Origin of the sequence: Ensifer canadensis, assembly GCF_017488845.2 — a bacterium.
In the GTDB taxonomy this organism is placed as follows: Bacteria; Pseudomonadota; Alphaproteobacteria; order Rhizobiales; family Rhizobiaceae; genus Ensifer; species Ensifer canadensis.
On sequence record NZ_CP083370.1, the window covers coordinates 1,120,036 to 1,132,536 of the forward strand.

The 12,501-nt window shown below is 58.6% G+C and carries 20 protein-coding genes; 19 read left to right on the forward strand and 1 reads right to left on the reverse strand.

Annotation, left to right across the window (positions count from 1 at the left end):
- Positions 1–9: 9 nt before the first annotated feature.
- Complete coding sequence (locus tag J3R84_RS05420; RefSeq protein ID WP_025426661.1) at positions 10–306, reverse strand: hypothetical protein; 297 nt, start codon at positions 304–306, stop codon at positions 10–12.
- Between the two features lie 562 nt (positions 307–868).
- Between J3R84_RS05420 and rpsL the strand changes: the two genes are divergently transcribed.
- The 19 genes from rpsL (at position 869) to rpsN (ending at position 12,501) form a co-directional block, all read left to right on the forward strand.
- On the forward strand, positions 869–1,240 hold the full coding sequence (gene rpsL / locus J3R84_RS05425; RefSeq protein ID WP_003507760.1) for a 30S ribosomal protein S12: 372 nt from the start codon (positions 869–871) through the stop codon (positions 1,238–1,240).
- 79 nt (positions 1,241–1,319) lie between these two features.
- Complete coding sequence (rpsG, locus tag J3R84_RS05430; protein WP_025426662.1) at positions 1,320–1,790, forward strand: 30S ribosomal protein S7; 471 nt, start codon at positions 1,320–1,322, stop codon at positions 1,788–1,790.
- Between the two features lie 29 nt (positions 1,791–1,819).
- On the forward strand, positions 1,820–3,919 hold the full coding sequence (fusA, locus tag J3R84_RS05435; RefSeq protein WP_025426663.1) for an elongation factor G: 2,100 nt from the start codon (positions 1,820–1,822) through the stop codon (positions 3,917–3,919).
- 72 nt (positions 3,920–3,991) lie between these two features.
- Positions 3,992–5,167: an elongation factor Tu gene (gene tuf / locus J3R84_RS05440; protein WP_025426651.1), complete on the forward strand. Its 1,176-nt coding sequence runs from the start codon at positions 3,992–3,994 to the stop codon at positions 5,165–5,167.
- 316 nt (positions 5,168–5,483) lie between these two features.
- Positions 5,484–5,792 (forward strand): 30S ribosomal protein S10, encoded by a 309-nt coding sequence (gene rpsJ, locus J3R84_RS05445; protein WP_003507767.1) that lies wholly within the window; start codon positions 5,484–5,486, stop codon positions 5,790–5,792.
- Between the two features lie 140 nt (positions 5,793–5,932).
- On the forward strand, positions 5,933–6,619 hold the full coding sequence (rplC, locus tag J3R84_RS05450; protein ID WP_025426664.1) for a 50S ribosomal protein L3: 687 nt from the start codon (positions 5,933–5,935) through the stop codon (positions 6,617–6,619).
- 12 nt (positions 6,620–6,631) lie between these two features.
- Positions 6,632–7,252, forward strand: a complete 621-nt coding sequence (gene rplD / locus J3R84_RS05455) for a 50S ribosomal protein L4 (RefSeq protein WP_025426665.1) — start codon at positions 6,632–6,634, stop codon at positions 7,250–7,252.
- Complete coding sequence (locus J3R84_RS05460) at positions 7,249–7,542, forward strand: 50S ribosomal protein L23 (protein ID WP_025426666.1); 294 nt, start codon at positions 7,249–7,251, stop codon at positions 7,540–7,542. The genes rplD and J3R84_RS05460 overlap by 4 nt, the downstream gene beginning before the upstream one ends.
- A gap of 43 nt (positions 7,543–7,585) precedes the next feature.
- Positions 7,586–8,425 carry a 50S ribosomal protein L2 gene (rplB, locus tag J3R84_RS05465; RefSeq protein ID WP_025426667.1) on the forward strand — a complete coding sequence of 280 codons (840 nt, stop codon included), beginning with the start codon at positions 7,586–7,588 and terminating at the stop codon, positions 8,423–8,425.
- A gap of 15 nt (positions 8,426–8,440) precedes the next feature.
- Positions 8,441–8,719, forward strand: coding sequence for a 30S ribosomal protein S19 (gene rpsS / locus J3R84_RS05470; protein ID WP_025426668.1), 279 nt, complete (start codon positions 8,441–8,443; stop codon positions 8,717–8,719).
- A gap of 2 nt (positions 8,720–8,721) precedes the next feature.
- Positions 8,722–9,111 (forward strand): 50S ribosomal protein L22, encoded by a 390-nt coding sequence (gene rplV, locus J3R84_RS05475; protein ID WP_025426669.1) that lies wholly within the window; start codon positions 8,722–8,724, stop codon positions 9,109–9,111.
- On the forward strand, positions 9,111–9,824 hold the full coding sequence (gene rpsC / locus J3R84_RS05480) for a 30S ribosomal protein S3 (protein WP_025426670.1): 714 nt from the start codon (positions 9,111–9,113) through the stop codon (positions 9,822–9,824). The genes rplV and rpsC overlap by 1 nt, the downstream gene beginning before the upstream one ends.
- A 38-nt stretch (positions 9,825–9,862) precedes the next feature.
- Positions 9,863–10,276: a 50S ribosomal protein L16 gene (gene rplP / locus J3R84_RS05485; protein WP_025426671.1), complete on the forward strand. Its 414-nt coding sequence runs from the start codon at positions 9,863–9,865 to the stop codon at positions 10,274–10,276.
- Positions 10,277–10,288: 12 nt separating this feature from the next.
- Positions 10,289–10,489 (forward strand): 50S ribosomal protein L29, encoded by a 201-nt coding sequence (gene rpmC / locus J3R84_RS05490; RefSeq protein WP_025426672.1) that lies wholly within the window; start codon positions 10,289–10,291, stop codon positions 10,487–10,489.
- A 12-nt stretch (positions 10,490–10,501) separates the two neighbouring features.
- Positions 10,502–10,738 carry a 30S ribosomal protein S17 gene (gene rpsQ / locus J3R84_RS05495; protein ID WP_025426673.1) on the forward strand — a complete coding sequence of 79 codons (237 nt, stop codon included), beginning with the start codon at positions 10,502–10,504 and terminating at the stop codon, positions 10,736–10,738.
- A 178-nt stretch (positions 10,739–10,916) separates the two neighbouring features.
- Entirely contained in the window at positions 10,917–11,285 is a 369-nt protein-coding gene (rplN, locus tag J3R84_RS05500; RefSeq protein ID WP_003536525.1) for a 50S ribosomal protein L14, read from the forward strand.
- Between the two features lie 14 nt (positions 11,286–11,299).
- Complete coding sequence (gene rplX / locus J3R84_RS05505; protein ID WP_025426674.1) at positions 11,300–11,611, forward strand: 50S ribosomal protein L24; 312 nt, start codon at positions 11,300–11,302, stop codon at positions 11,609–11,611.
- Complete coding sequence (gene rplE / locus J3R84_RS05510; RefSeq protein WP_025426675.1) at positions 11,604–12,161, forward strand: 50S ribosomal protein L5; 558 nt, start codon at positions 11,604–11,606, stop codon at positions 12,159–12,161. The genes rplX and rplE overlap by 8 nt, the downstream gene beginning before the upstream one ends.
- A 34-nt stretch (positions 12,162–12,195) precedes the next feature.
- Positions 12,196–12,501, forward strand: a complete 306-nt coding sequence (gene rpsN, locus J3R84_RS05515; protein WP_025426676.1) for a 30S ribosomal protein S14 — start codon at positions 12,196–12,198, stop codon at positions 12,499–12,501.

Below are 12,501 nucleotides of genomic sequence, written 5' to 3' on the forward strand. Positions count from 1 at the left end.
TCGACGGCCTCAGCTGAAACGGATGATCGCAACTTCGCCTTCGAGGGCGCCCTGGTAGGCCGAGGCATGCGGCTCCTCGTTCGGCACGTCTGTCAGTGTGCCGATCTGATCGAGGTCGGCCTCCAGGAAGCCTTCCTCGGCGAGCGCGTTCAGCGCCTCGCGCACGGCCGTATCGTCGTCGGGTGCGCGCAACATCACGTGAATGTCCACGCCTTCGTCGTCTCCGTCGGTCTCATAGGCCTTGCCGATGATGATGAAGACCATCGGCTCGTCCGGTGCATTGTCGTTGTCAGGCGTGACGCTCATTGAATATCCTTTCGAGTGCGCGGCCGACTTTAGCGCCCTTTTCAGTGCAGCGCGAAAGAAATAGCTGCGAGGCCACAGGCTTTGGCGACTCGGCAGAATCATGGCGGTGGAAAACCGTCACAAACTGGTTGCCGATTCCTTAACCCTGTTCGAAGCTGTCTGTGTTCAAGTGCAGACAGGGTCGCCAGGACCCACCCCGACACCCGCCAAAGCCTTGTTTTCCGGGCATGGCGGGTCTGTTGGCGGGAGAATATTTGTTAATTGCCCTTGACTGTCGGCCTTGAAATCAGTACACCCCGCCGCATCGGAGCCCATGTGAGGCTGGCTGGTTCGGAACGTCGCGTTCTGGAGTTCGCCTCAAACAAGGTTCGAAACGCACGCTGACTACAAAAAATGCTGCACGCATGACGCGCGAAATGCTGTGTCCTCTGCTTTTTGTAGGGCCATCCGCGACAAAGCGGATCGGTCCTCGTTTGCGCATTTTACAGGTGTCCGTATCGCCGGAGACGGCAACGATCCGCCCGCAAGGGTAACGAGACAAGATTTTGCAAGGGATGGTTACATGCCTACCGTAAACCAGCTGATCCGCAAGCCGCGTCAGGCACAGGTAAAGCGCAACAAGGTTCCTGCTCTGCAGGAAAACCCGCAGAAGCGTGGTGTTTGCACCCGCGTCTACACGACGACCCCGAAGAAGCCGAACTCGGCTCTGCGTAAGGTTGCCAAGATTCGCCTGACCAACGGTTTCGAGGTCATCGGCTATATCCCGGGTGAAGGTCACAACCTTCAGGAACACTCGGTTGTCATGATCCGCGGCGGCCGCGTAAAGGACCTTCCGGGTGTCCGTTACCACATCATCCGTGGCGTTCTCGATACGCAGGGTGTCAAGAACCGCAAGCAGCGCCGCTCCAAGTATGGTGCGAAGCGTCCGAAGTAATTTCGGGTTTCACGAATTCGGCGCTGCGCGAGGTTCTCCGCGTGTTAAGGCGCCAGTCAACAGTTGAGAGACAAAACGTATGTCACGTCGTCACAGTGCAGAAAAGCGCGAGATCAACCCGGATCCGAAGTTCGGCGATCTGGTTGTCACCAAGTTCATGAACGCCATCATGCTTCATGGTAAGAAGTCGGTTGCTGAAAGCATCGTTTACGGTGCCTTCGATGCCGTTCAGGGCAAGCTGAAGCAGGAGCCGATCGCCGTGTTCCATTCGGCCCTCGACAACATCGCTCCGCACGTCGAAGTCCGTTCGCGCCGCGTTGGTGGTGCAACCTACCAGGTTCCCGTCGACGTTCGTCCGGAACGCCGTCAGGCGCTCGCCATCCGCTGGCTGATTGCTGCTGCCCGCAAGCGCAACGAAACGACCATGGTTGATCGCCTCTGCGGCGAACTCATGGACGCTGCGAACAACCGTGGCAGCGCCGTCAAGAAGCGCGAAGACACGCACAAGATGGCCGACGCCAACCGTGCATTCTCGCACTACCGCTGGTAATCGACGACCAATTTCGAAAGGGAGTCCCTATGGCTCGCGAATACAAAATCGAAGACTACCGCAATTTCGGTATTATGGCGCACATCGACGCCGGCAAGACGACGACGACCGAACGTATTCTCTACTACACCGGTAAGTCCCATAAGATCGGCGAAGTCCACGACGGCGCCGCTACCATGGACTGGATGGAGCAGGAGCAGGAACGCGGCATCACTATCACGTCTGCTGCGACCACGACCTTCTGGAAGGGTCGTGATGGCAAGACCCGCCGCTTCAACATCATCGACACCCCCGGCCACGTTGACTTCACCATCGAAGTCGAGCGTTCGCTGCGCGTTCTCGACGGCGCCATCGCGCTGCTCGACGCCAACGCCGGTGTTGAGCCTCAGACGGAAACCGTCTGGCGTCAGGCTGAGAAGTACAACGTTCCGCGCATGATCTTCTGCAACAAGATGGACAAGACCGGCGCTGACTTCTACCGCTCTGTCTCGATGATCAAGTCGCGCCTCGGTGCGATCCCGGTCGTCATGCAGCTGCCGATCGGCGCTGAGACCGAGTTCAAGGGCGTCATCGACCTGATCGAGATGAACGCTCTCATCTGGCGCGACGAATCGCTCGGCGCCCAGTGGGACGTCGTCGAAATTCCTGATGACATGAAGGCAGAAGCGCAGAAGTACCGCGAACTTCTGATCGAGACCGTTGTCGAGATCGATGAAGCTGCGACTGAAGCGTATCTCGAAGGCAACCTGCCTGATAACGACCAGATCCGTGCGCTCGTTCGCCGCGGCACCATCGACGTGAAGTTCCACCCGATGTTCTGCGGCACCGCGTTCAAGAACAAGGGCGTTCAGCCGCTTCTCGACGCCGTTGTCGACTACCTGCCGTCGCCGATGGACATCCCGGCGATCAAGGGCATCGACGTCAAGACCGAAGCCGAGACCGAGCGCCACGCTGACGACAGCGAGCCGCTTTCGATGCTCGCCTTTAAGATCATGAACGACCCCTTCGTCGGTTCGCTCACCTTCGCCCGTATCTACTCCGGCAAGCTCGAAAAGGGCACGTCGGTCATGAACACGGTCAAGGAAAAGCGCGAGCGCGTCGGCCGTATGCTTCAGATGCATTCCAACAGCCGTGAAGACATCGAAGAAGCCTTTGCTGGCGACATCGTTGCTCTGGCTGGCCTCAAGGAAACCACCACTGGCGATACGCTCTGCGACCCGCTGAAGCCGGTTATCCTCGAGCGCATGGAATTCCCGGAGCCGGTTATCCAGATCGCGATCGAGCCGAAGACCAAGGGCGACCAGGAAAAGATGGGCCTCGCGCTCAACCGCCTGGCTGCAGAAGACCCGTCGTTCCGCGTCAAGACCGACGAAGAGTCCGGCCAGACGATCATCGCAGGCATGGGTGAACTCCACCTCGACATCCTGGTTGACCGCATGCGTCGCGAATTCAAGGTCGAAGCAACCGTCGGCGCGCCGCAGGTTGCCTACCGCGAAACCATCACGCGTCAGCACGAAGAAGACTACACGCACAAGAAGCAGTCCGGTGGTACCGGCCAGTTCGCGCGCGTCAAGATCGTCTTCGAACCGAACCCGGATGGCGAAGACTTCAAGTTCGAGTCCAAGATCGTTGGCGGTGCTGTTCCGAAGGAATACATCCCCGGCGTCCAGAAGGGCATCGAAAGCGTTCTGTCTTCGGGTCCGCTGGCTGGCTTCCCGATGCTGGGCGTCAAGGCGACGCTCATCGACGGTGCCTTCCACGACGTCGACTCGTCGGTTCTGGCGTTCGAAATCGCTTCGCGTGCCTGCTTCCGTGAAGCAGCCAAGAAGGCCGGCGCTCAGCTCCTCGAGCCGATGATGAAGGTCGAAGTCGTAACGCCGGAAGATTACGTCGGTGACGTTATCGGCGACCTGAACTCGCGCCGTGGCCAGATCCAGGGCCAGGAAGCACGCGGTGTTGCCGTCGTCATCAATGCGAACGTCCCGTTGGCGAACATGTTCAAGTACGTGGACAACCTGCGCTCGATGTCTCAGGGCCGCGCCCAGTACACGATGACCTTCGATCATTACTCGCCGGTCCCGTCGAACGTCGCACAGGAAATCCAGGCAAAGTATTCCGGTCAGAAGTGACCGGAATACCCTTTCGCTGAAAACAGATAGATAAGGTTTCCCCGACAGGGGACAGGAAACGGAGAGCCGAAAATGGCAAAGAGCAAATTTGAGCGCAACAAGCCGCACGTTAACATTGGCACGATTGGCCACGTTGACCATGGCAAGACGTCGCTGACTGCAGCGATCACGAAGTACTTCGGCGAGTACAAGGCGTACGACCAGATCGACGCTGCTCCGGAAGAAAAGGCCCGTGGTATCACGATTTCGACGGCTCACGTTGAGTATGAGACGGCGAACCGTCACTACGCGCACGTCGACTGCCCCGGCCACGCCGACTACGTCAAGAACATGATCACCGGTGCAGCGCAGATGGACGGCGCGATCCTGGTTTGCTCGGCTGCTGACGGCCCGATGCCGCAGACCCGCGAGCACATCCTGCTTGCTCGCCAGGTTGGCGTTCCGGCCATCGTCGTGTTCCTCAACAAGGTCGACCAGGTTGACGACGCCGAGCTTCTCGAGCTCGTCGAGCTTGAAGTTCGCGAACTGCTGTCGTCCTACGAATTCCCGGGCGACGACATTCCGATCATCAAGGGTTCGGCACTTGCTGCTCTTGAAGATTCGGACAAGAAGATCGGCGAAGACGCGATCCGCGAGCTGATGGCCGCTGTTGACGCCTACATCCCGACGCCTGAGCGTCCGATCGACCTGCCGTTCCTGATGCCGATCGAAGACGTGTTCTCGATCTCGGGCCGTGGTACGGTTGTGACCGGTCGCGTTGAGCGCGGCATTGTCAAGGTTGGCGAAGAAGTTGAAATCGTCGGCATCCGCGACACGTCGAAGACGACGGTTACCGGCGTTGAAATGTTCCGCAAGCTGCTCGACCAGGGCCAGGCCGGCGACAACATCGGCGCGCTGATCCGTGGTGTTAACCGTGACGGCGTTGAGCGTGGCCAGATCCTGTGCAAGCCGGGTTCGGTCAAGCCGCACAAGAAGTTCATGGCCGAAGCCTACATCCTGACGAAGGAAGAAGGCGGCCGTCATACGCCGTTCTTCACGAACTACCGTCCGCAGTTCTACTTCCGCACGACGGACGTGACGGGTATCGTTACGCTTCCGGAAGGCACGGAAATGGTTATGCCTGGCGACAACGTCACGGTTGCCGTTGAGCTGATCGTTCCGATCGCGATGGAAGAAAAGCTGCGCTTCGCTATCCGCGAAGGTGGCCGTACCGTCGGCGCCGGCATCGTCGCTTCGATCGTCGAGTAATCGGCGAACGGGCGGAATGAGGCGAGGCGCATTGTTATGCGCCTCGGACATAGCCGCCCAGCATGATTTAGTTGGTCGCACGGCTTGCCGACGACGCCGAAATAGTGCAAATGGCGCGCAAGCGTGATTTGCATGGTGCGTCGGCATAGTGCGATCGCGAAAGTACAGGCCGGCCACGGCCGCTCAAATAGGAAGGGGCAGGGGAAACCTTGTCCCTCCGATCTTTGAAAAATTAGCGGACTGGCCGAACATCAAACGAAGTTCAATGCGCGTTTCTCCACGGAAACCGCAACTAACATGAACAAGGATAAGTCGTATGAACGGCCAGAACATCCGCATCCGCCTCAAGGCGTTTGATCACCGGATCCTCGATGCCTCGACACGCGAAATCGTCTCGACGGCCAAGCGCACCGGTGCCAGCGTGCGCGGTCCAGTACCGCTGCCGACGCGCATTGAAAAATTTACGGTCAACCGTTCGCCGCACGTCGACAAGAAGAGCCGCGAACAGTTCGAAATGCGTACCCACAAGCGCCTTCTCGATATCGTAGATCCGACTCCGCAGACCGTTGACGCGCTGATGAAGCTCGACCTCGCTGCCGGCGTCGACGTGGAAATTAAGCTTTAATAACAAGGAAGGTACGTGGGCTTCGGTCCAACGGCTTCCAGAAACGGGCGACCCGGCGTTCCGCAAGGATCAGAGGGAGACCTTAAACAAGAGATGCGAAGGGGTTCGCCCCGACGTTAACTCTCAAGAGGAATGAACCGATGCGTTCAGGTGTGATTGCACAGAAAGTGGGAATGACGCGCGTCTACAACGACGCCGGCGAGCATATCCCGGTAACAGTATTGCGGCTGGAAAACTGCCAGGTGGTAGCCCAGCGCACGGACGACAAGAACGGCTATACCGCTGTCCAGTTGGGCGCCGGCACTGCCAAGGTCAAGAACACGCCGAAGGCGATGCGCGGCCACTTTGCTGCCGCCAACGTCGAACCGAAGGCGAAGCTCGTCGAATTCCGCGTTTCCGCGGACAATCTGATCGACATCGGCTCCGAACTGACCGCCAACCATTTCGTTGCGGGCCAGCTCGTCGACGTCACCGGTACCACGATCGGTAAGGGCTTTGCCGGCGCCATCAAGCGCCACAACTTCGGCGGTCTGCGTGCAACGCACGGCGTTTCCGTATCGCACCGTTCGCATGGTTCGACCGGTTCCAACCAGGATCCGGGCCGCGTCTGGAAGGGCAAGCGCATGGCTGGTCACATGGGCCAGACGCGCGTCACCACGCAGAACCTCGAAGTCGTATCGACCGATGAAGACCGCGGTCTGATCCTGGTCAAGGGCGCTGTCCCCGGCTCCAAGGGTGCCTGGATCGTCGTTCGTGACGCCATCAAGTCGGGCACCCCGGAAGGCGCACCGCGCCCCGCGGCCGTGCGCGCCGAAGCATCGAAGTAAGGGAGCCGAATAATGGATCTCACCGTCAAAACCCTCGAGGGCAAGGACGCGGGAAAGGTTTCCCTTTCGGACGCCATTTTCGGTCTCGAACCCCGTGAAGACATCATCGCCCGCGTCGTTCGCTGGCAGCTCGCTAAGAAGCAGCAGGGCACACACAAGGCCAAGGGCCGCGCGGAAGTTTCGCGCACCGGCGCCAAGATGTACAAGCAGAAGGGTACGGGCCGCGCCCGCCACCACTCCGCTCGTGCTCCACAGTTCCGTGGCGGTGGTAAGGCTCATGGCCCGGTTGTTCGCAGCCACGCCCATGACCTGCCGAAGAAGGTTCGTGCACTCGGCCTTCGCCACGCTCTGTCTGCCAAGCTGAAGGCTGAAAACATCATCGTTCTCGATGATCTCGTTGCCGCAGAAGCAAAGACGAAGACCCTGGCTGGCGTATTCGCCTCGCTCGGTCTGACCAATGCTCTGATCATCGGCGGCGCTGAAATCGAGAACAACTTCAAGCTCGCCGCTCAGAACATCCCGAATGTGGACGTTCTGCCGGTTCAGGGCATCAACGTTTACGACATTCTGCGCCGTGGCAAGCTCGTGCTTTCCAAGGCTGCCGTGGAAGCTCTGGAGGAGCGGTTCAAATGACGGATCTTCGCCACTACGACGTGATCGTGTCTCCCTCGATCACTGAAAAGTCGACGCTGGTTTCCGAACAGAACCAGATCGTCTTCAACGTCGCCAAGGGTGCTTCGAAGCCTGAAATCAAGGCTGCTGTCGAAGCTCTGTTCGGCGTCAAGGTTACGGCCGTGAACACGCTCGTCCGCAAGGGCAAGACCAAGCGGTTCCGCGGCTTTACCGGAAAGCAGAAGGACGTGAAGAAGGCGATCATCACGCTCGCCGACGGTCAGTCCATCGACGTCTCCACCGGTCTCTAACGGATAGGCCCATTAGGGTAAAAACCCAAAAGGGAACAATAAAATGGCATTGAAAAGTTTCAATCCGACGACCCCGAGCCAGCGCCAGCTGGTCATCGTTGACCGGTCCGGCCTCTACAAGGGCAAGCCGGTAAAGGCGCTGACCGAAGGTCTGCACTCCAAGGGCGGTCGCAACAACCTCGGCCGTATCACCGTTCGCTTCCAGGGCGGCGGTCACAAGCGGACCTACCGTCTGGTCGACTTCAAGCGTCGCAAGTTCGACGTAGAAGGCACCGTCGAGCGTCTGGAATATGACCCGAACCGCACCGCGTTCATCGCGCTGGTAACCTACGCCGATGGCGAACAGGCCTACATCCTCGCTCCGCAGCGTCTCGCTGCCGGCGACAAGGTGATCGCTTCGGAAAAGGCAGCAGTCGACGTCAAGCCCGGCAACACCATGCCGCTGCAGTTCATCCCGGTCGGCTCCATCATCCACAACGTGGAAATGAAGCCGGGTAAGGGCGGCCAGCTGGCTCGCTCGGCCGGTACCTACGCGCAGCTCGTTGGTCGTGACCAGGGCATGGCAATCCTTCGCCTGAACTCGGGTGAACAGCGCCTCGTGCACGGCTCTTGCCTCGCATCCATCGGTGCTGTATCGAACCCCGATCACGGCAACATCAATGACGGTAAGGCTGGTCGTTCGCGCTGGCGCGGTAAGAAGCCGCACGTTCGCGGCGTCGTCATGAACCCGGTTGACCACCCGCACGGCGGTGGTGAAGGCCGTACGTCCGGTGGTCGCCACCCGGTTACCCCTTGGGGCAAGCCGACGAAGGGCAAGCGGACGCGCTCCAACAAGTCGACCGACAAGTTCATCATGCGGTCGCGTCACCAGCGCAAGAAGTAAGAGAGGAAGTCTCAAGTGGCTCGTTCAGTATGGAAAGGTCCGTTTGTTGACGGCTATCTTCTCAAGAAGGCTGAGAAGGTTCGTGACGGCGGTCGTAACGAAGTGATCAAAATGTGGAGCCGTCGCTCCACGATCCTTCCGCAGTTCGTGGGTCTCACCTTCGGCGTCTACAACGGCAACAAGCATGTTCCCGTTTCGGTGTCAGAAGAAATGGTCGGACACAAGTTCGGTGAATTCTCTCCGACCCGGACCTATTACGGTCATGGTGCGGACAAGAAGGCAAAGAGGAAGTAACAATGGGCAAGGCAAAAGCCGAACGCCGGCTGAAGGATAATGAAGCGCAGGCAATTGCGCGCACGATCCGCGTCAGCCCCCAGAAGCTCAACCTGGTTGCAGCGATGATCCGCGGCAAGAAGGTCGAGCGCGCTCTGGCCGAACTCGAGTTCTCGCGCAAGCGGATCTCGGAAACGGTCAAGAAGACGCTTGAATCCGCGATCGCAAACGCTGAGAACAACCACGACCTCGACGTTGATTCGCTCATCGTCGCTGAGGCGTATGTTGGCAAGTCGATTGTGATGAAGCGCTTCCACGCTCGTGGTCGCGGCCGTGCATCGCGTGTTGAAAAGCCGTTCTCTCACTTGACGATCGTCGTTCGTGAAGTGGAAGCCAAAGGGGAGGCCGCATAATGGGCCAGAAGATTAATCCGATCGGTTTCCGTCTCGGCATCAACCGGACCTGGGATAGCCGTTGGTTCGCTGATAACGCGGAATACGGTCAGCTTCTTCACGAAGACCTGAAGATCCGCGCTTACCTGATGGAAGAGCTGAAGGCCGCTGGCATTGCCAAGGTCGTGATCGAGCGTCCGCACAAGAAGTGCCGCGTAACGATCCACTCGGCTCGTCCGGGCCTGATCATCGGCAAGAAGGGCGCAGACATCGAAAAGCTCCGCAAGAAGCTTTCCGAGATGACCAACTCCGAAACCCACCTCAACATCGTTGAAGTGCGCAAGCCGGAAGTTGACGCAACGCTCGTTGCCCAGTCGATCGCTCAGCAGCTCGAGCGCCGCGTGGCTTTCCGCCGTGCGATGAAGCGCGCTGTTCAGTCGGCCATGCGTCTTGGCGCCGAAGGCATTAAGATCACCTGCGCCGGTCGTCTCGGTGGTGCCGAAATCGCTCGTACCGAATGGTACCGCGAAGGTCGCGTTCCGCTGCACACTCTGCGTGCGGACATCGACTACGGTACGTCCGAAGCTCAAACCGCTTTCGGTATCTGCGGCATCAAGGTCTGGATCTTCAAGGGCGAGATCCTTGAGCACGATCCGATGGCTTCCGAGCGTCGCGCGATCGAGAGTGACAACCAGGGCGGCAGCAGCAGAGACCGTCGTCGCGAAAACGCGTAACATGCGCGCGTGGCAGCCAATATCGGAGAATTAAAAAAATGTTGCAGCCAAAGCGTACGAAGTATCGCAAGCAATTCAAGGGCCGCATCAAGGGCGTAGCCAAGGGCGGATCTGATCTTTCCTTTGGTGAATTCGGCCTGAAGGCTCAAGAACCAAACCGCGTCAATGCGCGCGAGATCGAAGCGGCCCGCCGCGCGATCACCCGCCATATGAAGCGTGCCGGCCGCGTCTGGATCCGTGTGTTCCCTGACGTTCCGGTCACCGCCAAGCCTACCGAAGTCCGCATGGGTAAGGGTAAGGGCTCGGTTGAATACTGGGCATGCAAGGTCAAGCCTGGTCGTATGATGTTCGAGATCGATGGTGTCAGCGAAGAACTCGCCCGTGAGGCACTTCGTCTTGGTGCTGCCAAGCTCTCTGTCAAGACGCGCTTCGTGCAGCGTATCGCAGAGTAAGGAGTGAATCTCATGAAAGCCGCAGATGTTCGCGCTCTGAGCGCCGATCAACTCAACGAAGAGCTTGCCAAGCTGAAGAAAGAGCAGTTCAATCTGCGTTTCCAGAAGGCAACCGGCCAGCTCGAAAAGTCGTCGCGTATTGACGAAGTCCGTAAGGACATCGCACGCGTCAAAACAATTGCCCGCCAGAAGGCGGCAGAAGCCAAGGCCTAAGGACCACAAAATATGCCGAAACGCATTCTGCAGGGCACAGTCGTCAGCGACAAGAACGACAAGACCGTCGTCGTCAGGGTCGAGCGCCGCTTTGCGCACCCGATTCTCCAGAAGACCGTCCGCCGTTCGAAGAAGTACAAGGCGCACGACGAAAACAACCAGTACAAGGTTGGTGACGTTGTTTCCATCGAGGAATGCGCGCCGATCTCCAAGGATAAGCGCTGGACGGTGGTTGCCGCCCAGGCTTGATTTCTACGGGATTTGACCGCGAGACCCTTGCGTCTTGGGCAAATATCTGTATGAAGCACGCAATTGAAGTAGAGGAACGCTCGAGTCCGGGCGTTCTTTTGCTTTGAGATAGGCACAATAAGCCGGGCGAGGGGGTCTAGACCCAACCGGCCTGGTAACAACAAGAAGGCGACCTGACATGATTCAGATGCAAACAAACCTCGACGTGGCGGATAATTCCGGCGCACGTCGTGTCATGTGCATCAAGGTGCTGGGCGGCTCCAAGCGTAAGTACGCGTCGATCGGCGACATCATTGTCGTTTCGATCAAGGAAGCCATTCCGCGCGGCCGCGTGAAGAAGGGTGATGTCATGAAGGCTGTTGTCGTTCGCACCGCGAAAGACATCCGCCGTGCGGATGGCAGCGTCATTCGTTTTGACACAAACGCAGCCGTTCTTATCGATAACAAGAAAGAGCCGATCGGCACCCGTATCTTCGGACCGGTTCCGCGCGAACTTCGCGCCAAGAACCACATGAAGATCATCTCGCTGGCTCCGGAAGTACTCTAAGGGAGCGTTGAGAGATGCAAAAGATTCGTAAAGGCGACAAGGTCGTCGTTCTCACCGGTAAGGACAAGGGCCGTACCGGCGAAGTCGTACAGGTTATGCCGAAGGAAGATCGGGCTGTAGTGCGTGGCGTGAACATGGTGAAGCGTCACCAGCGCCAGACCCAGAGCCAGGAAGCCGGCATCATCAACAAGGAAGCCTCGATCCATCTTTCGAACATCGCGATTGCCGATCCGAAGGACGGCAAGCCGACCCGCGTCGGCTTCAAGATCGACGGTGACAAGAAGGTCCGCGTGGCCAAGCGTTCGGGAGTAGTGATCGATGGCTAAGTCCGCTTATGAGCCCCGGCTCAAGAAGGAATATGTCGAGCGTATTCGTGCGGCTATGCAGGAGAAGTTCTCCTACGCCAACGAAATGCAGATCCCGCGCCTCGACAAGATCGTCATCAACATGGGTGTTGGCGAATCGACCGGCGACTCCAAGAAGCCGACCGTCGCAGCTGCCGACCTCGCTGCGATTGCTGGTCAGAAGCCGGTAATCACCCGCGCTCGCAACTCCATCGCTGGCTTCAAGCTGCGCGAAGGCATGCCGATTGGTGCCAAGGTTACCCTGCGCGGCGTTCGGATGTATGAGTTCCTGGATCGTCTCGTGAACATCGCTCTTCCGCGTGTTCGCGACTTCCGTGGCCTCAACCCGAAGTCCTTCGATGGCCGTGGCAACTTCGCCATGGGCGTCAAGGAGCACATTGTGTTCCCTGAGATCAACTACGACAAGGTTGATCAGATGTGGGGCATGGACATCATCGTTTGCACGACGGCTACTAACGACGACGAAGCACGCGCTCTGCTCACAGAGTTCAACTTCCCGTTCCGTCAGTAATCCGTAACGACAAGCGTAAAGAAGGATAACTGTTATGGCGAAAACGAGCGCAGTTGAAAAGAACAAGCGCCGCCGCAAACTGGTTGCCGGGCAAGCCTCTAAGCGCGCCGCTCTGAAGGCAATCATCATGAACCAGTCTCTGCCGATCGAAGAGCGGTTCAAGGCAACCATCAAGCTGGCTGAACTGCCGCGTGATGGATCCAAGACCCGCATCCGCAACCGTTGTGAAGTTACGGGCCGTCCGCGCGCCTACTATCGTAAACTTCGCATGTCGCGTATTGCGCTTCGCGAACTGGGCAATTCCGGCCGCGTGCCGGGTATTGTCAAGTCGAGCTGGTAA

What these genes read in the sequence shown, in the direction of transcription:
- J3R84_RS05420 (WP_025426661.1), bottom strand. Translation starts at nt 306, where the DNA reads ATGAGCGTCACGCCTGACAACGACAATGCACCGGACGAGCCGATGGTC.
- rpsL (WP_003507760.1), top strand. Translation starts at nt 869, where the DNA reads ATGCCTACCGTAAACCAGCTGATCCGCAAGCCGCGTCAGGCACAGGTA.
- rpsG (WP_025426662.1), top strand. Translation starts at nt 1,320, where the DNA reads ATGTCACGTCGTCACAGTGCAGAAAAGCGCGAGATCAACCCGGATCCG.
- fusA (WP_025426663.1), top strand. Translation starts at nt 1,820, where the DNA reads ATGGCTCGCGAATACAAAATCGAAGACTACCGCAATTTCGGTATTATG.
- tuf (WP_025426651.1), top strand. Translation starts at nt 3,992, where the DNA reads ATGGCAAAGAGCAAATTTGAGCGCAACAAGCCGCACGTTAACATTGGC.
- rpsJ (WP_003507767.1), top strand. Translation starts at nt 5,484, where the DNA reads ATGAACGGCCAGAACATCCGCATCCGCCTCAAGGCGTTTGATCACCGG.
- rplC (WP_025426664.1), top strand. Translation starts at nt 5,933, where the DNA reads ATGCGTTCAGGTGTGATTGCACAGAAAGTGGGAATGACGCGCGTCTAC.
- rplD (WP_025426665.1), top strand. Translation starts at nt 6,632, where the DNA reads ATGGATCTCACCGTCAAAACCCTCGAGGGCAAGGACGCGGGAAAGGTT.
- J3R84_RS05460 (WP_025426666.1), top strand. Translation starts at nt 7,249, where the DNA reads ATGACGGATCTTCGCCACTACGACGTGATCGTGTCTCCCTCGATCACT.
- rplB (WP_025426667.1), top strand. Translation starts at nt 7,586, where the DNA reads ATGGCATTGAAAAGTTTCAATCCGACGACCCCGAGCCAGCGCCAGCTG.
- rplV (WP_025426669.1), top strand. Translation starts at nt 8,722, where the DNA reads ATGGGCAAGGCAAAAGCCGAACGCCGGCTGAAGGATAATGAAGCGCAG.
- rpsC (WP_025426670.1), top strand. Translation starts at nt 9,111, where the DNA reads ATGGGCCAGAAGATTAATCCGATCGGTTTCCGTCTCGGCATCAACCGG.
- rplP (WP_025426671.1), top strand. Translation starts at nt 9,863, where the DNA reads ATGTTGCAGCCAAAGCGTACGAAGTATCGCAAGCAATTCAAGGGCCGC.
- rpmC (WP_025426672.1), top strand. Translation starts at nt 10,289, where the DNA reads ATGAAAGCCGCAGATGTTCGCGCTCTGAGCGCCGATCAACTCAACGAA.
- rpsQ (WP_025426673.1), top strand. Translation starts at nt 10,502, where the DNA reads ATGCCGAAACGCATTCTGCAGGGCACAGTCGTCAGCGACAAGAACGAC.
- rplN (WP_003536525.1), top strand. Translation starts at nt 10,917, where the DNA reads ATGATTCAGATGCAAACAAACCTCGACGTGGCGGATAATTCCGGCGCA.
- rplX (WP_025426674.1), top strand. Translation starts at nt 11,300, where the DNA reads ATGCAAAAGATTCGTAAAGGCGACAAGGTCGTCGTTCTCACCGGTAAG.
- rplE (WP_025426675.1), top strand. Translation starts at nt 11,604, where the DNA reads ATGGCTAAGTCCGCTTATGAGCCCCGGCTCAAGAAGGAATATGTCGAG.
- rpsN (WP_025426676.1), top strand. Translation starts at nt 12,196, where the DNA reads ATGGCGAAAACGAGCGCAGTTGAAAAGAACAAGCGCCGCCGCAAACTG.